This window comes from Planktotalea frisia (genome assembly GCF_001890925.1).
GTDB classification, from domain to species: Bacteria; Pseudomonadota; Alphaproteobacteria; order Rhodobacterales; family Rhodobacteraceae; genus Planktotalea; species Planktotalea frisia.
The window spans coordinates 19,742-41,522 of sequence record NZ_MLCB01000033.1 but is presented as its reverse complement, the minus strand read 5'-3'; the positions used below and the strand labels follow the sequence as shown (position 1 = coordinate 41,522).

Genomic DNA, 21,781 nt, shown 5'->3' with positions numbered 1-21,781 from the left:
ATGTCTAGCAAAACGAACCCATCCGCTTTGCTAGATGAAGCAAACAAGCTCCCGCCGCTTGCGTCTTTAATGACGCGGGCGGCGGCGGCCCCTAAAGCCATTGCTTTCGCTGAAGGCAGTGATCCGCGTATCGTCGAAGCTGCTGTTACTGCTTTGAACGCGGGACTTATTCGACAAGCGCATCTTGTTGGGTCTCAAGCTGATGTTGAGGCCACGCTGGCTACGTTTGAATTAAGTGACGCATCCGGCGTCGAAGTTCATGACCCCGAAAATTCTGCGATTTTCGACACGCTCGCTGAACGCTTCGTCAAGCTGCGAGCCCATAAAGGTCTGTCTCTGGAGCTCGCGAAGAAAGCGACACTAGATCCATTGGTCTTTGCTGCCTTGCTGGTGGAAACGGGTCGTGCCGATGGTTCTATCGGTGGCGCGGTCGCGACCACCTCTGATACGGTTCGTGCGGCTTTGCAGGTCATTGGCAAGGCCAAGTCTGAGCCTTTGGTGTCCTCCTTCTTCCTCATGATTTTGCCCGAAAATCACCCACTTGATCGACCGGCAATGGTCTTTTCCGATTGCGGAATGGTGATTGATCCTGATGCCGCTGAACTGGCTGGCATCGCTTCGCAAGCGGCTGACAGCTTTGCGGCGTTGGTCGGCGATACGCCTAAACTTGGCATGTTGTCTTTCTCCACGCATGGCTCTGCCAAGCATGACCGCGTTACTAAGGTTCAAGAGGCGACGCAGGCTTTGAAAGCGGCGCGCCCTGATTTGATTGTTGATGGTGAGTTGCAATTAGATGCAGCGCTTGTCCCGTCTGTTGCAGCTTCGAAAGCACCTACTGGTTCAGTGCAAGGGGCCGCAAATGTGCTGATCTTCCCGAACCTTGACGCAGGTAACATCGGCTACAAACTCGCGCAGCGTTTCGGGGGTGCGATTGCGATTGGACCTGTGTTGCAAGGACTCGCGAAGCCTGCGAATGATCTCTCGCGCGGATGCACCGCGGGTGATGTTCTGGCGATGATTGCGGTCACTGCTTTGCAAGCGCAAAACGCATGAGCGCTTTCCTCAATCTTACGATGAACCAAATCGTGCTGCTCGGGGTGATATGCTTTGCGGCGGGTCTGGTGCGCGGGTTTGCTGGTTTTGCTTTGTCCGCATTGGTTATGGCCTCTGCTGCGACGATCATTTCGCCCATCTCACTCATCCCGGTTCTATGGTTTTTGGAAATGGCCGCGAGCCTGCAAATGGCAGGTGGCGGTTGGCGTGATGCGAACCGCACCATTGCGATCCTGCTCGTCGTGGGTAACTTCATTGGCTGGCCAATTGGTCTAAGCCTCACCACATCGTTGCCAACCGACACCTCAACACTCATCGCCTTGTGCATCATCCTCGCCCTTGCAGCCCTACAACTCGCGCGCTTGCGCATTCCGGGCCTTGCGACCCGCCCCGGCACGCTCATCTCGGGCATCGTTGCAGGCATCGCAGCGGGCGTGGCTCATGTAGGTGGCATGGTCGTCGCGCTCTATGTGCTGTCACAAAACCAACCGGCAAAAATGATGCGTGGCACGCTGGTTGTGTACCTGTTCCTAGCATCATTCGGGTCGTTCCTGTTCCTGCTCTACTTCGATGTGATGACCGCACAAGCCGCATGGCGCGGCGTGTTCTTCGCCCCCATCTCAATGCTGGGCGTGTTCGTTGGAACGAAGTTCTTCAGCCCCAAATGGGAACCTTATTACCGTCCATTTTGTCTCAGCCTCTTGATGTTCTTGGCGTCATTGGGTCTGATCCGTCTCGCATTCTAAAGCTCATCGCCTCAAGGGAGATTACAACACATGCCCAAAGACCAACCGGTACTGGACCTCTCCCCGCACGTCTCTGACGAGGTGCGCAAAACAACTTGCTATATGTGTGCGTGTCGTTGCGGCATCAATGTGCACATGAAAGAGGGCAAAGTCGCCTATATCGAGGGCAACAAAGACCATCCCGTGAACAAAGGTGTTTTATGTGCCAAGGGGTCTGCTGGCATCATGCAGGTCAACGCGCCGTCGCGTTTGAAAGCACCGCTAAAGCGTGTTGGTCCACGTGGATCGGGTGAGTTCGAAGAAATTTCATGGGAAGAGGCACTGACAATCGCTACGGACTGGCTAGCGCCCATTCGTGCAGAAAACCCTGAGAAACTGGCGTTCTTCACAGGTCGTGATCAATCGCAATCGTTCACATCCTTCTGGGCGCAACACTTTGGCACGCCAAACTATGCGGCACATGGTGGCTTTTGTTCCGTGAACATGGCCGCTGCTGGCATCTACACGATGGGTGGTGCGTTCTGGGAATTTGGCCAGCCCGATTGGGACTACACCAAGCTGTTCATGCTCTTTGGCGTGGCCGAAGATCACGACAGTAACCCGATCAAGATGGGCATCGGCAAAATCAAGGAACGCGGTGCCAAGATCATCGGCGTGAACCCGATCCGCTCTGGCTATAACGCGGTTGCAGACGAATGGGTCGGCATCACGCCCGGCACCGACGGTCTATTCATCCTCGCGCTTGTGCATGAGTTGATGAAGGCAGGTAAAATCGACCTTGAGTATCTCGCGCAATACACCAACGCCCCTGTCTTGGTGGACGCTGAGACAGGTCTGTTGATGCGGGACGAGGCCGGCAAAGAGCTGGTCATTGATCGCAACACAGGCAAGCTCACACCGTTCGATCAACAGGGCGTGCGCCCCGATCTTTCCGCCACGCATCGCCATGCGGGCATCACGCACAAGCCTGTGTTCCACCTGATGGCAGAGCGTTACATGTCCGAGGAATACGCGCCCGAAGCCGTCGCTGAGCGTTGCGGTATTTCCGCAGAGCGCATTCGCGGTATCGCCAACGAGATCGCGCGAGTGGCGTTTGAGGAAAGCTTTGAGCTGGATCAAGAGTGGACCGATTTCCGCGGCGAGACCCATAGCAAAATGACAGGTCGCCCCGTCAGCTTCCACTCCATGCGCGGTATTTCTGCGCACTCCAACGGCTTCCAGACCTGTCGCTCTTTGCATGTCTTGCAAATCCTGCTCGGCACCGTCGAAGTCCCCGGTGGTTTCCGTTTCAAACCCCCTTATCCAAAGCCTGCGACGATCCACCCCAAGCCACACTATGGCGTGACACCGGGCAAGCCGCTTGATGGTCCACACCTTGGTTTCGTCCATGGCCCTGATGATCTCGCGCTAAAGCCCGACGGCACTGCCGCGCGCATCGACAAGGCGTTTACATGGGAAAACCCCATGTCCGCGCATGGTATGATGCACATGGTCATTTCCAACGCGCATGCGGGTGATCCCTACAAGATCGACACGCTGTTCATGTATATGGCGAACATGGCGTGGAATTCTTCGATGAACACGCGCGGCGTCATCGACATGCTGACGGACAAGAACGAGGAAACCGGCGAATATGTGATCCCACGGATCATCTACTCTGATGCGTATTCTTCTGAAATGGTCGCTTATGCCGACCTGATCCTGCCGGACACGACGTACCTAGAGCGTCACGATTGTATCTCGCTCCTCGATCGCCCGATCTGCGAAGCGGATGCTGCGGCTGATGCAATCCGTTGGCCTGTGATCGAACCTGACCGCGATGTGCGCGGTTTCCAGTCTGTGCTTTGCGAACTCGGTGCGCGTCTTGATCTGCCAGGCTTCATAAACGAGGACGGAACCCAGAAATACGCCGATTACGCCGACTACATCACCAACCACATCCGCAAGCCGGGCATTGGCCCACTCGCGGGTTGGCGCATGGGTGAGAACGGTCTGCAAAACGGACGCGGCGATGCCAATGAGGCCCAGCTTGATGCCTATATCGAGAATGGCGGCTTCTTTGTGGAGCACATTCCAGAGGGCGCAAACTACTACAAGCCTTGGAACATGGCTTATCAAGAGTGGGCTGTGGGGATGGGCATCATCGATAAGCCTGAACCCTATCTGTTCCAGCTTTATGTTGAACCGATGCGCAAATTCCAGCGCGCCGCCGAAGGGCATGGCGAGCGCCAGCCGCCCGAGCATTTGCGCGAGCGCGTGAAAACAACGATGGATCCACTACCAATTTGGTACGAGCCGTTTGAAGATAGTGCTGTAGATGTAGACGAATACCCCGTGCACGCCCTGACGCAACGCCCAATGGCAATGTATCACTCATGGGGTAGCCAGAACGCTTGGTTGCGTCAGATCCACGGCCGAAACCCGCTCTATCTGCCGACGAACCTGATGCAAAAGCATGGGTTGAAGGATGAAGACTGGGCGACGGTCAGCTCCGTGCACGGAGAAATCACTGTGCCTGTTATGGAAATGGCAGCGCTCAACGCCAACACGGTCTGGACATGGAACGCCATCGGCAAACGCAAAGGCGCGTGGGCCTTGGAGGAAGATGCGCCAGAGGTCACAAAAGGCTTCTTGCTCAATCACCTTATTCACGAGCTGATGCCCCCAAAGGGTGATGGCCTCAGATGGGCGAACTCTGACCCGATCACCGGCCAAGCCGCTTGGTTCGACCTTCGCGTCAAGATCGCCAAAGCGACAACACCGCCAAGCGAAAGCCAGCCGGCAATGCCACCGATCAAATCCCCAGTCGGCACAGGCCCAAGCGAGCTGAAGTGGAAAACCAAACCATGATGCTTCCTCTCTTCATAAATATCCTGGGGTCTGGGGTAGAACCCCAGTCCTGCCCTAAACAAACAAAAGCAGAGGCCAGATCATGACCACACTGCCCACCAGCACCCAAAAGAAACTCGGCCTCGTTATCGACCTTGATACATGCGTGGGCTGTCATGCTTGCGTCGTGTCTTGCAAAGGCTGGAACACCGAAAACTACGGTGCGCCTCTGTCGGATCAAAACCCCTACGGAGGCGATCCATCGGGAACGTTCCTCAACCGTGTCCACAGCTACGAAGTGCAGCCCGATGAGGGCGCAGCTCAGCTGATCCACTTCCCTAAATCCTGCCTACACTGCGAAGACGCGCCCTGCGTCACCGTTTGCCCGACTGGGGCAAGCTATAAGCGTGTTGAAGACGGTATCGTGCTGGTGAACGAGCAAGATTGCATCGGTTGCGGGTTGTGCGCTTGGGCTTGCCCATATGGCGCGCGCGAAATGGATGCAGCTGAGAAGGTGATGAAAAAATGCACCCTCTGCGTAGATCGCATTTACAACGAAAATCTACCTGAAGAAGATCGCCAGCCCGCGTGTGTGCGTACATGTCCGTCAGGCGCGCGTCACTTTGGCGACTTGGGTGATGAAAACTCTGACGTCAGCAAACTGGTTGCCGAGCGCGGTGGTTTCGATCTGATGCCAGAAATGGGCACCAAACCTGTAAACCAATACTTGCCCCCACGCCCCAAGGACACGATGGAAGAATTCGACATCCTCGCGCCTTACCTAGAGCCTGTGGCGCAAGACGCGGGCGGCTTCTTGGGTTGGCTCGACAAGGCGCTCGATAAATTGCCCGGTACTTCAGCCGGAGGAGCGAACTAATGCATCCAGCGCCGTCAATTATTCTCTTCACCACGCTCTCTGGCCTTGGCTTTGGTCTGCTGACCTTTCTCGGCCTTGGCATGCCCGGCTCAACGGGGTTCACAGCCTTTGTCTTCTTCACCATCGCCTATCTTCTGGCGGTTGGTGGTCTTCTTTTTTCAACCTTTCACCTTGGCCATCCTGAGCGCGCAATCAAGGCGTTCAGCCAGTGGCGTTCTAGCTGGCTATCGCGCGAAGGTATCTGTGCTGTAGCGGCCCTTGTTGTTATGGGCATTTACGGTATTGGCCGCGTGTTCTTTGCGCAGCATTGGGGTCTTATCGGTGGCATTGGCGCGATTTTGTCGCTGGCAACGGTCTACACGACGTCGATGATCTACGCGCAGCTCAAGACAGTGCCGCGCTGGAATATGCCCCTGACAAGCCCGCTGTTCATGGCGCTTTCTATCACAGGCGGCGCTTTGCTCGCGGGTCAAATCACGCTGGCAATTCCGTTCCTAATCATTTCAGCAGGCATACAAGTCGCCTATTGGATCATGGGCGACGGACGCTTTGCCGCCTCTGGCACAAACATGGAAACGGCAACAGGCCTTGGCCATATCGGCAAGGTCAAAGCGTTTGAACCTCCGCACACCGGCACCAACTATCTGATGCGCGAATTCATCCATGTGGTGGGTCGCAAGCACGCCTTCAAACTACGCGCGATTGCGATGGTTCTGGGCTTTGCCCTGCCGCTGATCTTCTTGCTACTGCCCTTTGGTCACTTCTTCGCGCTGGTTGCGGTGCTGTGCCACGTCGCAGGCATCCTGACATCGCGCTGGCTGTTCTTCGCACAAGCAGAACACGTTGTGGGCTTGTACTACGGCAAACGCTAAAAGCGACTACTATGACGTCCACCTAGCATGGTGGGCGTCACTCTTGACGCAAGCTGACTTCCGTCCTCAGGATGCACACCGCGCGCAGATTGGACATCTCCAACAGCTCTGGATCGACGCGATAGGCGTCAAAGGCTTCACGGCTTGGAAATCTCAAAACATGTGTTTCGTGCGGCCCGTCACGCAATACTTGTGCGTGATCCTGCTCGATCAGAACGATCTCTGCACCGTGGCGAGCCATGATTTGAAACGCGCGCGCTTCAAACGCTTCAAAGTCTGCAAAGCGCGCGTCTTTCACCCATAGTCTCGCCGTGACGACGACATTTGGCATAGCTCTAGACGCGCATCACTTGCGCCAGCTTCCAAACCATTTCTTCACACCGTCACTGGTGTTGGCGATGCTATCACCTGCGTCTTCCAGCACTGGATCAATATTCGCCTCGCGGAAGCGACGACAGCGAACCCAGATCGCCCATACGAAGGCGAAGAAGATGATCAGAATGTGATGTTGAGCCATGGGATCATGCGCACATTGGGATCATCCACTGCGCGCACACTGACCGCGTTCGGGAAGATCGACATGAATTCGTTGCGCCAGCCGTAGTGCTTGATGACCACCCATTGCGGCGTCTCAGCCACTGACTTTAGATCGGATGCTTCAGCCTGCAAATTCGTAGTGTCGAACTTGAAATATGGTGGCCATCCCCAGCCTGTATCCTCGTTGCGATACACCATCACGTTGTCATTGCTCAGGCGCGTTTGGATGAAAAACACATCGCGGTTCACAGATGTGACCGCATTGCCCGTGTCCGCACTTGCCCAGAAAAGCGAATTCTCACCAAAGTCGATCCGTTTTTCATAAGTATCGGTGATGCGCGCCACGTCGTGTTGCGGCAGCGTGTAGTGAAAAAAGGACGCGACCAAGACCCAGAAAGTGATCCAGAACGTCCATTTGATATAGCCCATCGATCAGGCTCCTCTTACATAAAATTCGTAGCGTAGATGATGAACGAAACGATGCCGATCGGAATGACATAAACCCCTAGGATGAGTTTGCGTCGCAAGGACCCATCATACTCTTCGAGCCCTTTTTGTACAAACTCTTCGATGTTCGCACCCTCTGTACCACCCTCGCGCCACTCGGTTTCCAACTTGTCGCGTCGTACAGAGCGCGAATAGAGCGACAGGCAAATATACACAATCGTCAGTACGAAAAATCCGACAACGACCAGCCGTGCGAGTGCAAACATCCTATTTCCCCCTCACCGCGCCCCATGGGCCAACGGCAGCTATCTTTTTCTCACTGACGCCCCATGGGCCGTCTTTCTTTGGCGCGGGCACAGGTTGCTCCATCTCGGGTTCATGCCCGAAGAGCGCAGCGCGCGCGCCAGCTTTGTCCACTTGATACTCGCGTTCCAGAAATTCCGCCACATAGGATTTTTTGGTGTCATGCCACGTCGCGTAGAGTTGGTAGAACAGCTCTTTGTGACAAATGAACAACTGCCGCACGTCCTTTGGGCTAAGCTGCGACAGCAGCATATTAACCAAGTCGCGATTGCCGTGATCAGCACTGCGTAGCGTGTAGAAATAGGCCGGATGATCCGAGGTAATGCGCGGCCACTTGCCCCCCTCTTCCGCCCAGCGCAGCAAATCTGCGAGACCGTGAAACTCTTCCGGTAAGTCCTGTGCATGACGCCGTGCGAGCGCGCGAATGTCGCGCCGCGTCGCCCCTGCCAGATCAATCCCGCTTTCTTGCGCCACATCCACAACGATGAAATCCATCTTCTGACGCAAAATCGCCGCCGCATCGATGCCGCGCGCTTTGACGATAGGTTCCGCGAGGTCGTTATATTCCAAGAACTTCGCAATCTGATTGCGGTCCTTTGTGTCGAACACATATTTGATCGGCAGTTTGCCCAGCGCCTCTTTCATCCCTGATGAAATCAAAGCCGGATGATCCATCCCTTGGAACACATAGAGCCCGCCGAAATGCGCCGTCCAGAAATTGCGCTGCTCGAATTCCATCAGATCAAGCGCGATAGGATTGCGCGTGACATCGCCCGTGCGTTTGGCCGATGTGATCATGTCCGCGATCAGCACATCATCGAACCACGCATCTTCCTCGCGCATGAAACGGTCTACATTGTCCGCCAGCGCTTGCGCTTCAGCCACTGTGCCGCTTGTCGTGTCGGCCTCGATCTTGACCCGTCGAATATCAAACAGCTTTGCAGGGCCATCGACGCTATAAACCGAATTCACCAGTTCACCTGCCACCGCGTCGCGCGCGGTCAGCGCAAAGAGCTGTGGTTCGTTCTTTAGGATAAATTCCTTAAGAATTTCCCTAGAGGTCGAGAATTTCGCATTCAGCAACGGCGCGTTTTTCTGATCGGTGGTGAGCAGGATGAACTGGCGGTTCACTCCAGCGTGGTTGAGGTAGAGAGGGTCATCCAACTCATCCCCGATCTCGGGCGAGTAGCCAGAAATATCGATATGAAAATCGGTGAGTTTGGTTTGGTGGTTCGCCAGATGCTTGAGCGCACGGTTATAGCGTTCGATCAGCGCTGCGCTTTGCACGTGGATGAGATTGCCAAACATGAGGCCGCGTTGGATGAGGTGGATCATTGGGGTGATACTTCAATATCTTCGAGATCAGCCTTAAGACGCTCCCATTCACGTTTGAGAATGCCTCTTGCTACGATTGCCAAAGCTTTACGCCCTTCGTTTTGATCGGCAACAGGCGTTGCCAGGGCACTTTGTAATTTTGGATAGTCGATGTCATCAGGGTTCATTCGCATGAGAATTCGCGCCTGAAGGGTAACCAACGCTTTCTGTGACTCAACGCCAGTGTTAATCTCTGAGTTCCAAGTCAAAGCAGAATATTCCGCGATGTCATCCCGCATTTCATCAATCCATCTTTGCCGAAAATCTGCCAATTTCAATTGTCGTGACAAGCTCCGCTCGATTAGGCGCTGTTGGAACGCACGCCTCTCTGATGCTTTGTTTATCCTCCATGTTACAATCAGTGTTAGTAAAGGCATAACGATAAGGATCAGCAAAGCCTGTCGCTCGTCTATCCAAGCACTTAGGATATCGATAAAGTCAAATTTCATGCTGTGTATCCAAATTAGAAATCGCCGCCAAATTCCAAGATTGACCAAATTCTTCGATCCCTTGCAGTTGGCGATACATCATCCCTTAACCCGCTTGCGCATAAACAGACGCACCACCCAAACCACAGGCGTGACCAGAAAGAACCAACCGAGTATGTCCCGCATCCGCTTCATCCCTTGCTCTCCAAATACCGCTTCTTCGCCACCTCTGTGCGCTCGTAATCCCGCACCATCACATCAATCGCGACTTCATCGCTCTTGTCGGCATAGCGGAACTCACTATCGGCGTAACGGTTGATCTCTTGAACGACCATTTCCACCGTGATCGGCTTGCGTAGCTCGGAGATCATGCCTTTCTTGGCGTCATAGTCTTTGAACAGGAACAACTCAGGCTCTTCCATCCATTCATCGGGCAATTCAAAGTCCATCGCGCGCACTTTTACAGCGTCCGTGATGTTCTTGATCGCGCGCCCTGTGAAACGTTCATCCGCCTCCTGAATCCCTTTCAAATAGGTGCCGAGTTTCGCAATCGTATCCAACTCACCCACTTGGCTTTGCACAGCGTCAAAGACCACAGCCAGCCCTTCCTCATGCGGCCTGCCATGGCTGGCAAAGCTGGCTGCAACCGCCTTTTGGATCGCTTGCGCCTCGAACACATCATGCTCGCCCAGCGGAATATCGTGGTTCTTGCCCATAAGCAGATAGAGGATGTCGATATAATCATCGCGCGTTTGCGGACCATCCACGAGGAAGCGAGCACCGGCGCGTTGGCGCAGCGCATCATCGACGTTTTCGGGGTAGTTAGAGAACATCCCAAACGTACAATTCCCGCGCACAACAGTGTTAGCGCCCGCAAAACTCTCCATCAGAACGGCGGTAATTTCGAGCTGCCCCGCAGAAGACTGTCGATCCCCACGTTTACCCGCAAGCTGGTCGATATCGTCAATCGTACCAAAGCCAATTACGGACGGGTCGATGATATTATTGATAAATGCCTTGGCATTTTGGCCGGACTTACCTTGGTAGCTGTCGATATTATCGGTTGATAGGTTCTGGTAACGGAACGGGTATCCCGCCGTCTCGCAATAGCCCGAAATCAGCCCTGCCATCATCTGGATCAGCGTGGTTTTTCCCGTCCCCGGCGCACCGTCCCCCATGAAGGTAAAGATGAACCCACCTAGATCGGCAAACGGATTCAAGCGGCGCTCGAAATCATAAGCCATCAGCATTTTGGCGAGCTTCATCGACTGGTACTTGGCGATGTGGTTGCCAACGACTTCGTTCGGCTTCTTGAATGTCATGGTCAGCTTGGACGCTTTGCCCTTGGACGCGGGTGTAAACCCATTGACCACGAAATCATCCGCTTCGACCTTCCAAGTCGCCGACGTAAACGCCTCTAAACGACCCGTTGACCCAGCGCGCGCGGCGACCTTGTCCATCAACGCTTCGGCATATGCACTCACAGTCGCGATCAGTTTGGGATCATCATCCGCGTGATCCGCAATGTCCTGATCCAACTCCCACAAAACGCCGTGCAAGGCCAAAGGCGCGTTGTCGGTCAAAATTTCCTCAACATCGCCCAAAGTCACAGACACTTCGCTCGCATGGGACGCCAGCAAGAACGAGGACGCCGACGCAAACACATAGAGCGAAATCAGCGCCTCTGCCGTGAGCATCTCGGAAAACTCAGCCTTTTTAGCAGTCGAAACACCGCCGCCCAAATTGGCGCGTTTCAAATCGCTTAACCCAACCTGCTCTGCATAATTCTCCGCGACCGCCATAGAAATCGCCAAAGCGCGGCGCAACGCATTCATCACGCTCGCTTGCAACGGCGACACCAGTGCCTCGCCGCCATCCGCGCCTTCAATACGCGCCAAAAGCTGAACCCCTTCAGCGCGCGCAGTAGATCGTGTCACCAAACCCGGCGTCGTCGAGCGGAACCGCCGCCGAGTACCAATGCCAGCCGATTTCTTGACGGCAACGTCGCGACCCTTGGCCACACGCGGCGTGTGGTCGAAACCTTGCAACAACGCCAAAGCCGCACCGTAATGCTTTTCAATATCCGCTTCACGCAATTCCATCTGATCCGCTGTCACGCTCATTCAACTCACTCCCGAAATGTCTTCATCTTTCCAAATAAACTTCCCCCGGAGGGGACGACGCCACAAAAGGTGTCATCGATAGCTGAGCACACGCCCGCCAGAGCTCACCACAAACTTGCGCACGCTCGAAAAACCGGGCGGGTTCTTTTCTTCCAAAACCTGATAAGGTCGTTGCGGCAAAATGATGCTCCGCTCCATTCGCGTAGCTCCTGTATCCGCACCGCGCCCCGCGAAAGGATCAAGCGCAAAGACCTCGCGATCCACAGTCCCGAACCAGCCAGCGCGTTCTTTCTCAACACGCTCGCTTTCCAACTCTTCGCGCGTCCACGCCAGCGCCCAATCTTCGCCTTCGGGCGCTTTCGCCTCGGCCAGAACATCATGCAAAGGGCCGGACTGACGCGTATAGCCGTGGGAGTACATCGGACCCAAATGGAAACGCCGCAGACCTTTAGGGTGCAGATCGTCGAACGTCTCATCAAAGCCTTTGGCAATTGTGAGCAACTTCAGCCCAGCCAGCGCTTGCCCCATCAGATGCGCTTGCACTTCTGGCCAACGATATTGATCTTTGGGCAGAGCATTGCGTCCGCTGTCTTCAAGCTCCATCAAATAGACCACAGGCAAGTTCACTTGGCTGTCATAGACCGCCCAATGAATAAGAAACTTGCGCCGTCCATCAGCCAAGTTCTCAACCCAAACGCACTCAGGATCATTCTGTGCCCAAAACAATTCCCCGCGCGCGAGTTCCTCGTAATAAAGCCGTTGAGACAGGGCAAATTGCAGCTTCGTCGGCAATTCCTGATCGCCCACAATGCGGCGCACCATTTGTTCTTTGTATTGCTCCACAGAGGGCATATTCGCCAGATGCTTTTCCGCCTGCGCCGCATCATTCGCCATGGTCAGCAATTCGCGATGCACCGGAAACCCGCTCTCGCGCGTGTCCATTGAGAGCGAGCCAAAGAACTGGCCTGTGTCGCGCCCGACCAGCAGGTATTTCATGCTAAGTGCGCGAAAGGTGAAGGAGAGCTTCGTCACATAGCGCGTGATGACTTCAACATCCGCTTTACTGAGCCGCCCTTCCGCTTGCATAACACCAGCGACCCGAGTCAGATGTTGCGTTATTTTCCCGAACTTGCGGAAATAGCGGCGCGAGGCGAAGGCATCACTGAGACCAGCGTGATCTTGGGTTGGATCGGTCACGTATTGCCCCACTTCCGAAATACCAAAACCGAACCAGCCAATATCAACGCAACTCCGAGAAAGAGAGCCGTTGGAAAGGCAATGAACCCTACGAAATAGACCCAGCCCGCCAATGCAGACAGCCAGCCTAAGCCGGCATCGCCGGCATCCCTGACGTACGCCCCGATCAAAGGCGCTAAGATCGCCAAAAGGCTGAGCAATAGGCCAAACTTAATGCACCGCACAGCTGTCGTTACCCACCATACGCATTGCTATCATGCTTCTCGACGATCTGCGCAAACCTACGCGCGAAACGCTCGTCCGCCTTCGCTTTCGCTTCCAACACTTCCCGCGCAAAGACCATGTGATCCTCATGCGCTTCCATCATGTCGGCCATACGCTGGTTCGTAGCTGTGCCTATCGCGGCCATGGCGGTTTGGGCTTCTTGATCAGTCTCGACGCCAATCTCGTTGATCCGGTGCGCCACGTCTTGCTGCTGCGCAGTCTTCAAGGATTTGGTCAGAGCATCGTAGAGAACCACACGTTGCTTCGTGTCCGTCTCTAGCTTGTTGATCAAAACCATCTGCGTCGCCGCTTGGTTCTGCAAACTATCAATCCAGGTTTTGCCCTTTTCGATGTAGCGCTCAAGCGTCTGTGACTTCGCCAACTTGACCTGCTCTGACTGCACCAACTCGTTGTACTTGGCGTTCATATCCGCCAGCTCTGTTTCCAGCTTGGTGCGTGCGGCGGCGTCTTGTTCAACGGCGATCTTATTTTCCAAAGCGATAATCTTCGGATCCATCGCCATGATGTCCTGCTTAACGCCTTCCAGCTCGCCCACCGTAAATTCACGTTCGTCTAGCGTTTCCGCCAAGTTCGCTTCAACTTTGGTCTTTTGATCATTCAAAACACCCAGCTGCCCTTGAAGCAATTTGGTGATCACGTCGGATTTCGAAATCAGGTCTTGCAGCTTGTCATCGATCGAGGCCGTGCGCACACGCTCTTGGCGCATCGCATCTGATTTCGCACCTGCGAAAATCCCGACAAAGCTTTCCCAACCCGTCTTATTGCGCATCTCATCAAAGTCTTTGGAGAACGCGGCTGTGACGTCATCGAGGCCCATAATCAGCTCTGCGATATTGGCGTTCATCACGTCTGTGTGGGCGTGCACGTCTTCAAGGCTCGCGTTTTCGATATCGATCATCGCATCATCGCCCGCCTTCATCTTTTGGCGCGCAACTTCGATACGGCTGGTGAGTTCGGAAATTTTGGACTGCGCCTCGGCAACTTGGCTTTGCGATTCAGCCACTTGGCTTGCAAAATCTGACATATAAAATTCTCCCGTCTTATTTGGTCTTGGTGTTAATATAGTTATGTTAAGCAGATTTACATCACTTCATACCGCAAGAATCCGTTTGAGTGTCGCAAAACTCGTGGCAGTTGGGAAGCGGCATCGTTAAAGATGCTGCAAAACTGTGCATATAGGAGCGCGTGATGAGCTGGTCAGCTGATAAAACCGAAGTCAAAAGCTGGAACGAATGGGACACATTGCGCCACGTGATCGTGGGTCGCGCCGATGATTGCCACATTCCACCAGAGGAGCCCGCATTGGACGCAAAAGTCCCCGAGGACAGCGACATGCGCGGTCAATGGGGACGCCGTCCGCAAGAAACGATTGATCGCGCGAACGAGCTTTTGGACAATTTCGCGGGGATGCTTGAAAAGCGTGGTCTACGTGTTGATCGTCCGACGTCAATTGATCACTCTGTGCCTGCAACGACACCTGATTTTCATACGGAAAGCCAGTTTGGCTGTATGCCGCCCCGCGATGTCTTGCTCACCGTTGGTCACGAGATGCTAGAAGCGACGATGTCCTATCGCTGCCGCTGGTTTGAGTATCTGAATTATCGCCCTCTCATGCAGCAGTACTTTAACGAAGATCCTAAGTTCCGCCATGAAAGCGCACCCAAGCCGCGTTTGACGGATGCGGATTATCACCCTGACTATCTGAGCGAAAAGATCGGCGATGCAAAGCGTTTGGAATGGGCGGAACAGAAGTTCTTTGTGACCACCGAAGAAGAGCCTTTGTTCGATGCGGCGGACGTTTTGCGTTTCGGCAAGGACTTGGTCGTGCAGCACGGTTTCACGACGAACCTTAAAGGGATTGAATGGCTACGCCGTCACTTCCCCGATCACCGCGTACACACGGTGAATTTCCCGGGTGATCCCTATCCGATCCACATTGACGCCACCTTCACACCTTTGCGCCCTGGTCTCATTCTCAACAACCCACAGCGTCGTTTGCCGGAAGATCAACGCAAGATGTTTGAAGGCAATGATTGGGAGATCGTGGACAGTGCGCAGCCCGCGCATAACACCCCGCCGCCGTTGTGCTACTCGTCTACGTGGCTCAGCATGAATGTGTTGGTGCTTGATCCGAAAACCGTCTGTGTGGAAAAATCAGAGGTCTATCAGGCTGAGCAGATGGACAAGCTTGGCATGGAAGTTGTCGAAGTAGAGCTGCGCGATGCCTACGCGTTTGGTGGTGGTTTGCACTGTTGCACAGCAGATGTGTACCGCGACGGCGAGTGCGAAGATTACTTTCCGAATATGTAAAACCTAAAGTTCGATATCGTTCTTGGTTTCCTCTCTTCGTAAATATCCCGGGGAGCACGAGGGGCTGTCCCCTCGCGCCGGTCGGATGGCGCGCAAGCGTCATCCGAAACTTATTCACCCAACAACATTGAACTCAGGTCCATAGGGATACTTGGTGATGTTTTCGTTGCCATCCTCATGGATGATCAGAATGTCATGCTCACGATATCCACCAGCACCGGGTTGGTCGTTGGCAATTGTCAGCATAGGCTCCATAGAAATCACATGACCCGCCTCAAGAACGGTGTCGATGTCTTCGCGCAGTTCAAGACCTGCTTCACGACCGTAGTAGTGCGATAGAACACCGAAAGAGTGGCCATATCCAAACGTGCGGTACTGAAGCAAATCACGTTCAGCGAAGAATTCGTTGATTTCGTTCGTGACCTCTGCACAGCTCGCACCGGGTTGAAGCAGCGAAATGCCCAGCTCATGCGCGCCGACATTGGCTTCCCAAATTTTGAGCGATGCATCGTCAACCTCGCCGACAAACATCGTGCGTTCCAGTGCTGTATAGTAACCAGAAATCATCGGGAAAGTGTTCAAAGACAGGATATCGCCACGCTGTAATTTGCGAGACGTTACAGGGTTGTGTGCACCGTCAGTGTTAATACCCGACTGGAACCAGACCCATGTATCGCGATATTCGGCGTCGGGGAACTGTTTGGCAATCTCGACTTCCATCGCATCGCGGCCCGCCATGGCGACGTCGATTTCTCGCACGCCCTCACGAACCGCATCTTTGATCGCAAAACCACCAACGTCAGCAACGGATGCGCCCGCACGGATCAGCACCAATTCTGCGTCAGATTTGTGCATCCGCTGAATCATTGTCGCTTCGTACAAATCGACCGAGCTGGATGGTGCGAGAAAACTGTCCAACTTGGCTTTTTGCAAAAGGCTGAGATGATCGCTCTCGTAGCCAATGCACTTGCCTTTGCCGGCCACAGATTCAATCGCGCGCCAATAGTTGTCGCGCTGCCAATCCGTGTAGGTGATGTTGTCGCCATAGCAACGTCGCCACGGTTGGCCCGCGTCAATCCCTGCGGAAATTGTGACGGATGTTTCAGGTGTGACAACAAGTGCATAAGGGCGTCCAAACGCGCAGTATGTAAATCCTGAGTAGTAGGAAATGTTGTGCATGGAACTGAACACAGCGGCATCCACACCCATGTCAAACATGATTTTGCGCAGCTTGCTCAAGCGGCTTTCGTACTCCGCATTGCCAAATTGTAGGGGGGCTTTTTCGCCGTTGTGAAAACGGTAGAAGTTTGGTCGTGCAGTCATCTTGTGACCTCCATTTTGACGCATCAAAGAGAGGTCCCGGCGTTCAGGACGTAGTTATGTGAGTTCGTCGGTTGCCCAGACGGGGCGACGCCATCGCCCGTGGACATCTTCGCACGTGCTTGTGCAAGGCCGCAGGCCAATCCGCGCCACAGACCGTTCCAAATCCGACACAGGCTGCGCTGCACTAGACAAAATCACGCCGCCATGCTTTGCGTTTGCCAAACATCGCTTTTGGAGAAGATCATGCTCGACACACCTACAAACCTCGCGTCTCTATTAAAAGACCCCAGCCTCTTGGTCACAAAAGCCTACATTGGCGGCGAATGGGTTGATGGCGAAAATGGTGCAACCTTTGATATTTTGAACCCTGCGCGCGGTGACGTCATCGCACAAGTTGCCGATCTGAGCCGCGCCCAAGTGGCGGGAGCCATCGCACAAGCACAAGTGGCGCAAAAAGAATGGGCCAAGAAGACCGGCAAAGAGCGCTGCAATATCCTGCGCAAATGGTACGAACTGATGATGGAAAACCAAGCGGATCTCGCCACCATCCTGACGGCTGAGCAAGGCAAGCCAATGGCAGAAGCAATGGGCGAAATTGCATATGGCGCATCGTTCATCGAGTATTTCGCGGAAGAGGCCAAACGCATCTACGGCGAGACCATCCCAGGTCATCAGCCAGACAAACGTATCACAGTGATAAAACAACCAATTGGCGTTGCAGCCTCCATCACACCTTGGAATTTCCCGAACGCCATGATCGCGCGCAAAGTAGCGCCTGCGCTGGCGGCAGGGTGCTCTATGGTCGCGCGCCCCGCAGAGGACACGCCATTGTCTGCGCTGGTCATGGGCGTTTTGGCGGAGCGAGCGGGCATTCCAGCGGGGGTTTTGAACATCCTGCCCTCAACTCTGTCGAGCGAGATTGGCAAAGAGTTTTGCGAAAACCCGGCAGTGCGTAAGCTGACGTTCACTGGCTCAACGCAAGTGGGTCGCATCTTACTGCGCCAAGCCGCCGATCAAGTGATGAAGTGCTCTATGGAGCTGGGCGGCAACGCGCCATTCATCGTGTTCGATGACGCGGACATTGATGCCGCTGTTGACGGTGCAATCATGTGCAAGTTCCGCAATGCAGGTCAAACCTGTGTCTGCGCCAACCGCATTTATGTTCAATCCGGCGTCTACGATGAGTTCGCCGAGAAATTGGCCGCCAAAGTTGGGGCCATGAGCATTGGTGACGGCTTGGCCGGTACTGTTGATTTCGGTCCTTTGATCAATTCAAAGGCAGCCGAGAAAGTGACGGCACATATCGCAGATGCAAAGGCGAAAGGTGCCAAGGTTATTTTGGGCGGCGACCTAGGCATGCAAGGCAACTTCATCGCGCCGACAATTGTAACCGGGGCGACAAAAGACATGGCGTTCTCAACGGAAGAAACCTTTGGGCCACTGGCACCTTTGTTTAAGTTTGAAGATGAAGACGAAGTGATCGCACTTGCCAATGACACGATCTTTGGACTGGCGTCTTACTTCTACGCCAATGATCTGAGCCGCGTTTATAAAGTCGCTGAAGCGCTAGAATACGGAATTGTTGGTGTGAACACTGGCATCATTTCGACAGAAGTCGCACCGTTTGGCGGCGTGAAGCAATCTGGCCTTGGCCGCGAAGGTTCGCGCCATGGGATCGAAGATTACCTCGAGATGAAATACATCTGTATGTCGGTCTAACGGCTGTTTGCAAGGCAGTGCTCAGTGAGGACCAAATGACCAGCGGTGACTTTCAAAAAACGATCGATGCGCTTGGTGGCGATGACATGCCACGCGTTTGGTCGTTGATCGTCACCGTTTTTGGCGATCTTGCACAACGCAACGGGGATGAGATCGCTGGACCTGTTCTAGGCGAAATTCTCGCGCCTGTTGGCGTGCGCCCCGAAGCGATGCGCGTGGCGTTACATCGATTACGCAACGAAGGCTGGATCGAAACCCGCAAGCAAGGTCGCACAGCTCTGCATGGGCTCAGCACGTTTGGGCTCGCGCAGAGCGCTGCCGCGAGTAAACAGATCTATGGGACCACCCAGCAAGCGGACCTCGATTGGCACATCTTATGTTTTGCGCCGAGCACGTCGACGCAAGAGCAGACCCGCAGCAAAACCTTGGCGCTGCGCGGTTATGTGAACGCGACGAGTGGGATCTATATCAAAAGCGGTGCTGCTAATCATATCGCGGACGACGCCATTATTCTTCAAGGTGAGATGAAAAACGTTCCATCCTGGCTGAGTGACGTTCTCGCGCCTATGCCTTTGCGCGCAGGTTTTCAAAAGCTTGCTCAAGCGCTTGAGACGATCAACATCGATGAGTCATTCGCGCGCGCTTTGACACCACTGCAAACAGCAACACTGCGCACATTGATTGTTCATCATTGGCGCAAACTGGTGTTGAAATTGCCGCTTGCCCCTGATGTTCTTTTTGGGAATGATTTTGAAGGCACGCAGTGCCGTGATCAGGTTCTACGCGCCCTAAAGCTGTTAGAGCGCCCCAAGAGATTTCAGACTTCGCCTGAGCGGCGCTCGAGTTCCAGCAAAGACGCAAGTCCTGCGCGGTAATCAGGAAAGAGTAACTTCACCCCCAGCTCGAACTTGATCAGATCATTTCGAACGCGTTTGCTTTCGGCATAAAAACTACGAGCCATAGGCGTCATTTCGGCTGTCTCGAAATCAACTTCTGGCGGTAAAGGCATCCCAAGCAATTCTGCGGCATGTGCAATCACGTCCTGCGGCGGGGCGGGATCATCATCACACATGTTGTAGATCGCTCCGGGATTGGGCCGCGCGATGGACGCTGCGAGGATCTGCGCAATGTCCTCAACATGGATACGACTGAAAACCTGACCCTTTTTGATGATGCGTCGTGCGGTCCCTGCCCGCACCTTTGAAAAAGGTCCGCGACCAGGGCCATAAATGCCTGCAAGACGGAATATATGAAGCGGTAGGTTCGCAATTGACTGCCAATCCGCCTCTGCCGCAACACGCATTTGACCGCGTTTGGTGGCCGGATTCAGTGGGCTGCTCTCATCCACCCAATCGCCATTTGCATCCCCATAAACACCTGTCGTGGACAGGTATCCGACCCATTCTAGGTTGGGCGCATGTTTGGTGATGTCCTCACGCAAAGCGTTGAGAACAGGATCTCCGTCAGCACCCGGCGCAGCGGAAATGAGGAGATGGGTTGCGGAGGCAAGTTCCTCGCGTAGATCAGCGCCGGGCCAGATTTTTGGCGTGACGCCCGTGGCCTTAAGTGCTTTGGCTTTGTCGTCTGAACGGGTGGTTCCAGTAATCGCAAAGCCCTGATCGAGCAGAAGCGGCGTCAAGGCACGCGCCGAAAAACCGTGGCCGAAAGAAAGGAGATGTTTTGTCATATCCTTGTTGTGCGTCAGGTCTGGGAGGGTTGCAAGAGTGCGTCATTATCGTTTGAGTGGACCTTATGAATGATGATCCAGATTTAGAAGCGGCCTATGGGCTGGAGGGGCCTGAAGGCTCAAAGAAACTCTATGCACAATGGGCGCAGAGTTACGACAGCAGCTTTGCCGCAGATATGCAGTATCGCGCGCCAAACGCGGTTGCGCAGTGTTATACACGGATTTCCGGCGCGTCGCCTGTTTTGGACTTGGGCGCAGGCACAGGGTTGCTGGGAGCAGAGCTGATGCGGCTTGGTGTAAGCGCGGTAGATGGCACAGATATTTCGCCGGAAATGTTGGCGCAAGCAAAGAAGAAGGGCGTTTATCAACGGCTTTTTGAAGGCGATCTGACCCAGCAGCTTGATTTTGAAACTGGCGCTTATGCAGGGATTGTCAGCTCTGGCACGTTCACCCATGGGCATGTGGGGCCAGAGGCATTGAGCGAAGTTCTTAGGTGTATGGCGCGCGGCGCTTGGGCGGTGTTGAGCGTGAATGCGGCTCATTGGGAAGCACTTGGGTTTGAAACGGTTTTAGAGCGCGAAGCAATGCAGATTGCAGAATGGCACAAGGACGATTTCGCACTTTATGGCAAAGGCGCGCAAGGCTCACACGCCAAGGACAAAGGTTGGCTATTGCAGATGCGCAAAGCCTAGGAATACATCCGTTTCTTACGTGCGCGGGTCTCGACAGTATCTTCGGGCGTGCCGTTATGGAACGTGCCGAACCAGCGGTCCCATGGCATTTCCTGATTGCCGTAATTGCACTCGTAGTAGCGGTGATGCAGCTGGTGATAAAACGTACCCAGCGCGAGGCGGCGCTTGTCTTTGATCAACAAATCCTCATAGCCCGTATGTGACATTGCAGCCCCCGGCCCAAGGTAGATGACGTGGAAAATCACAAGGATCGGATCACTTGGGATGATCCAATGGATGCACAGTGATGAGATGTAGAGCAAGTGTTCAACGGGGTGCATGGACAGGCCGGACCAAGGGCCGACATTAACATTGCGATGATGGAGCGAATGTACGTGGGTGTAGAGGAATGGGACATGCAACAGGCGGTGCACCCAATAGAAATGGAAGGCGGACCAGATGGGGAGCAAGATCAGGGATAGCGCGAACCAGATCGGGTTACTGAGTGGCGTGATCACAGGCGTATAGCCGTTCGCCATAAGCCACATCGTAAGAACCGTGAACGCCGTCAGAACGCCAACACCAGAGGTGAGCGACCAGAACATGTTGTCGTGCACTTGGTTAGAGAATTTCCAAAGTTTGTTGCCGCGCGCCATGTCGCGTTTGTCAAATTTCAGCTCGGATCCCTGCCCTTTGCGCATGAAGAAATACCAGTGTAGCGTGCCCGCGCACAGCGCGACCAAAGCGAAATTGGCGAGCCAGACTTGGAAAATCCAACCGGCTTGAATAGTTTTCGCATCGGCGAAATCTGGATAGATCCAAAGCCAGATCGCAACGGCGAGCAAGACCATGATCACACGCTCTGACAGAGACAGCCAGTTTCGTGCAAACCAACGGGCGAGGAAGCCGGGCTTGGGCGGCCATTTAAAGATCGACCCGTCCGCGAGCGGCAGATCAGGGTGATAGTTCCAGTCTTTGGAAATAGGATCGCTCATATCAG

General features: G+C 54.3%; 19 protein-coding genes and 1 pseudogene. 9 read left to right on the top strand and 11 right to left on the bottom strand.

The window, feature by feature from the left end; translation table 11 throughout:
* From pta to PFRI_RS02185, 5 genes are all read left to right on the top strand, one after another.
* Positions 1–1,053, top strand: coding sequence for a phosphate acetyltransferase (gene pta, locus PFRI_RS02205; protein ID WP_175549223.1), 1,053 nt, complete (start codon positions 1–3; stop codon positions 1,051–1,053).
* A complete protein-coding gene (locus PFRI_RS02200) occupies positions 1,050–1,799 on the top strand; it encodes a TSUP family transporter (RefSeq protein WP_072629121.1) in 750 nt (249 codons plus the stop codon). The genes pta and PFRI_RS02200 overlap by 4 nt, the downstream gene beginning before the upstream one ends.
* A gap of 30 nt (positions 1,800–1,829) precedes the next feature.
* Complete coding sequence (locus PFRI_RS02195) at positions 1,830–4,649, top strand: molybdopterin oxidoreductase family protein (RefSeq protein WP_072629120.1); 2,820 nt, start codon at positions 1,830–1,832, stop codon at positions 4,647–4,649.
* Between the two features lie 82 nt (positions 4,650–4,731).
* On the top strand, positions 4,732–5,505 hold the full coding sequence (locus PFRI_RS02190) for a 4Fe-4S dicluster domain-containing protein (protein WP_072629119.1): 774 nt from the start codon (positions 4,732–4,734) through the stop codon (positions 5,503–5,505).
* Positions 5,505–6,377 (top strand): dimethyl sulfoxide reductase anchor subunit family protein, encoded by an 873-nt coding sequence (locus PFRI_RS02185; protein ID WP_072629118.1) that lies wholly within the window; start codon positions 5,505–5,507, stop codon positions 6,375–6,377. Before PFRI_RS02190 ends, PFRI_RS02185 begins: the two co-directional genes overlap by 1 nt.
* 37 nt (positions 6,378–6,414) lie before the next feature.
* On the opposite strand, the gene PFRI_RS02180 is transcribed toward PFRI_RS02185, so the two are convergent.
* From PFRI_RS02180 to PFRI_RS02140, 8 genes and pseudogenes are all read right to left on the bottom strand, one after another.
* Positions 6,415–6,708 carry a DUF1330 domain-containing protein gene (locus PFRI_RS02180; RefSeq protein WP_072629117.1) on the bottom strand — a complete coding sequence of 98 codons (294 nt, stop codon included), beginning with the start codon at positions 6,706–6,708 and terminating at the stop codon, positions 6,415–6,417.
* A gap of 15 nt (positions 6,709–6,723) precedes the next feature.
* A pseudogene (locus tag PFRI_RS02175) lies at positions 6,724–7,343 on the bottom strand (DUF1523 family protein).
* Between the two features lie 14 nt (positions 7,344–7,357).
* On the bottom strand, positions 7,358–7,627 hold the full coding sequence (locus PFRI_RS02170; RefSeq protein WP_072629116.1) for a hypothetical protein: 270 nt from the start codon (positions 7,625–7,627) through the stop codon (positions 7,358–7,360).
* A 1-nt stretch (position 7,628) separates the two neighbouring features.
* On the bottom strand, positions 7,629–8,999 hold the full coding sequence (locus PFRI_RS02165; protein WP_072629115.1) for a DUF6638 family protein: 1,371 nt from the start codon (positions 8,997–8,999) through the stop codon (positions 7,629–7,631).
* Positions 8,996–9,487, bottom strand: a complete 492-nt coding sequence (locus PFRI_RS02160) for a hypothetical protein (RefSeq protein WP_072629114.1) — start codon at positions 9,485–9,487, stop codon at positions 8,996–8,998. The genes PFRI_RS02165 and PFRI_RS02160 overlap by 4 nt, the downstream gene beginning before the upstream one ends.
* Positions 9,488–9,657: 170 nt before the next feature.
* On the bottom strand, positions 9,658–11,589 hold the full coding sequence (locus PFRI_RS02155; RefSeq protein ID WP_072629113.1) for an ATP-binding protein: 1,932 nt from the start codon (positions 11,587–11,589) through the stop codon (positions 9,658–9,660).
* Positions 11,590–11,661: 72 nt separating this feature from the next.
* Positions 11,662–12,786 carry a hypothetical protein gene (locus tag PFRI_RS02150; RefSeq protein ID WP_072629112.1) on the bottom strand — a complete coding sequence of 375 codons (1,125 nt, stop codon included), beginning with the start codon at positions 12,784–12,786 and terminating at the stop codon, positions 11,662–11,664.
* Positions 12,787–13,018: 232 nt separating this feature from the next.
* A complete protein-coding gene (locus PFRI_RS02140) occupies positions 13,019–14,095 on the bottom strand; it encodes a type III PLP-dependent enzyme domain-containing protein (protein ID WP_072629110.1) in 1,077 nt (358 codons plus the stop codon).
* Positions 14,096–14,259: 164 nt separating this feature from the next.
* On the opposite strand from PFRI_RS02140, the gene PFRI_RS02135 reads away from it, so the two are divergent.
* Positions 14,260–15,381 (top strand): serine/threonine protein kinase, encoded by a 1,122-nt coding sequence (locus PFRI_RS02135; RefSeq protein ID WP_072629109.1) that lies wholly within the window; start codon positions 14,260–14,262, stop codon positions 15,379–15,381.
* Between the two features lie 114 nt (positions 15,382–15,495).
* On the opposite strand, the gene PFRI_RS02130 is transcribed toward PFRI_RS02135, so the two are convergent.
* Positions 15,496–16,704 (bottom strand): aminopeptidase P family protein, encoded by a 1,209-nt coding sequence (locus PFRI_RS02130; RefSeq protein ID WP_072629141.1) that lies wholly within the window; start codon positions 16,702–16,704, stop codon positions 15,496–15,498.
* A gap of 243 nt (positions 16,705–16,947) precedes the next feature.
* Between PFRI_RS02130 and PFRI_RS02125 the strand changes: the two genes are divergently transcribed.
* Both PFRI_RS02125 and PFRI_RS02120 read left to right on the top strand, forming a co-directional pair.
* Positions 16,948–18,423, top strand: a complete 1,476-nt coding sequence (locus PFRI_RS02125) for an NAD-dependent succinate-semialdehyde dehydrogenase (protein WP_072629140.1) — start codon at positions 16,948–16,950, stop codon at positions 18,421–18,423.
* A 35-nt stretch (positions 18,424–18,458) separates the two neighbouring features.
* Positions 18,459–19,298 (top strand): PaaX family transcriptional regulator C-terminal domain-containing protein, encoded by an 840-nt coding sequence (locus PFRI_RS02120; protein WP_072629108.1) that lies wholly within the window; start codon positions 18,459–18,461, stop codon positions 19,296–19,298.
* On the opposite strand, the gene PFRI_RS02115 is transcribed toward PFRI_RS02120, so the two are convergent.
* Complete coding sequence (locus tag PFRI_RS02115) at positions 19,241–20,110, bottom strand: SDR family oxidoreductase (protein WP_072629107.1); 870 nt, start codon at positions 20,108–20,110, stop codon at positions 19,241–19,243. The genes PFRI_RS02120 and PFRI_RS02115 overlap by 58 nt on opposite strands.
* Positions 20,111–20,175: 65 nt before the next feature.
* On the opposite strand from PFRI_RS02115, the gene PFRI_RS02110 reads away from it, so the two are divergent.
* Positions 20,176–20,802 carry a class I SAM-dependent DNA methyltransferase gene (locus tag PFRI_RS02110; RefSeq protein WP_072629106.1) on the top strand — a complete coding sequence of 209 codons (627 nt, stop codon included), beginning with the start codon at positions 20,176–20,178 and terminating at the stop codon, positions 20,800–20,802.
* On the opposite strand, the gene PFRI_RS02105 is transcribed toward PFRI_RS02110, so the two are convergent.
* A complete protein-coding gene (locus PFRI_RS02105; RefSeq protein WP_072629105.1) occupies positions 20,799–21,776 on the bottom strand; it encodes a sterol desaturase family protein in 978 nt (325 codons plus the stop codon). The two genes, PFRI_RS02110 and PFRI_RS02105, sit on opposite strands and share 4 nt — an antisense overlap.
* Positions 21,777–21,781 lie beyond the last annotated feature (5 nt).

Coding starts and splice junctions, on each gene's coding strand:
- PFRI_RS02110 (WP_072629106.1), top strand. CDS start 20,176: ATGAATGATGATCCAGATTTAGAAGCGGCCTATGGGCTGGAGGGGCCT.
- PFRI_RS02165 (WP_072629115.1), bottom strand. CDS start 8,999: ATGATCCACCTCATCCAACGCGGCCTCATGTTTGGCAATCTCATCCAC.
- PFRI_RS02130 (WP_072629141.1), bottom strand. CDS start 16,704: ATGACTGCACGACCAAACTTCTACCGTTTTCACAACGGCGAAAAAGCC.
- PFRI_RS02105 (WP_072629105.1), bottom strand. CDS start 21,776: ATGAGCGATCCTATTTCCAAAGACTGGAACTATCACCCTGATCTGCCG.
- PFRI_RS02180 (WP_072629117.1), bottom strand. CDS start 6,708: ATGCCAAATGTCGTCGTCACGGCGAGACTATGGGTGAAAGACGCGCGC.
- pta (WP_175549223.1), top strand. CDS start 1: ATGTCTAGCAAAACGAACCCATCCGCTTTGCTAGATGAAGCAAACAAG.
- PFRI_RS02200 (WP_072629121.1), top strand. CDS start 1,050: ATGAGCGCTTTCCTCAATCTTACGATGAACCAAATCGTGCTGCTCGGG.
- PFRI_RS02135 (WP_072629109.1), top strand. CDS start 14,260: ATGAGCTGGTCAGCTGATAAAACCGAAGTCAAAAGCTGGAACGAATGG.
- PFRI_RS02170 (WP_072629116.1), bottom strand. CDS start 7,627: ATGTTTGCACTCGCACGGCTGGTCGTTGTCGGATTTTTCGTACTGACG.
- PFRI_RS02190 (WP_072629119.1), top strand. CDS start 4,732: ATGACCACACTGCCCACCAGCACCCAAAAGAAACTCGGCCTCGTTATC.
- PFRI_RS02125 (WP_072629140.1), top strand. CDS start 16,948: ATGCTCGACACACCTACAAACCTCGCGTCTCTATTAAAAGACCCCAGC.
- PFRI_RS02160 (WP_072629114.1), bottom strand. CDS start 9,487: ATGAAATTTGACTTTATCGATATCCTAAGTGCTTGGATAGACGAGCGA.
- PFRI_RS02120 (WP_072629108.1), top strand. CDS start 18,459: ATGACCAGCGGTGACTTTCAAAAAACGATCGATGCGCTTGGTGGCGAT.
- PFRI_RS02155 (WP_072629113.1), bottom strand. CDS start 11,589: ATGAGCGTGACAGCGGATCAGATGGAATTGCGTGAAGCGGATATTGAA.
- PFRI_RS02195 (WP_072629120.1), top strand. CDS start 1,830: ATGCCCAAAGACCAACCGGTACTGGACCTCTCCCCGCACGTCTCTGAC.
- PFRI_RS02185 (WP_072629118.1), top strand. CDS start 5,505: ATGCATCCAGCGCCGTCAATTATTCTCTTCACCACGCTCTCTGGCCTT.
- PFRI_RS02115 (WP_072629107.1), bottom strand. CDS start 20,110: ATGACAAAACATCTCCTTTCTTTCGGCCACGGTTTTTCGGCGCGTGCC.
- PFRI_RS02140 (WP_072629110.1), bottom strand. CDS start 14,095: ATGTCAGATTTTGCAAGCCAAGTGGCTGAATCGCAAAGCCAAGTTGCC.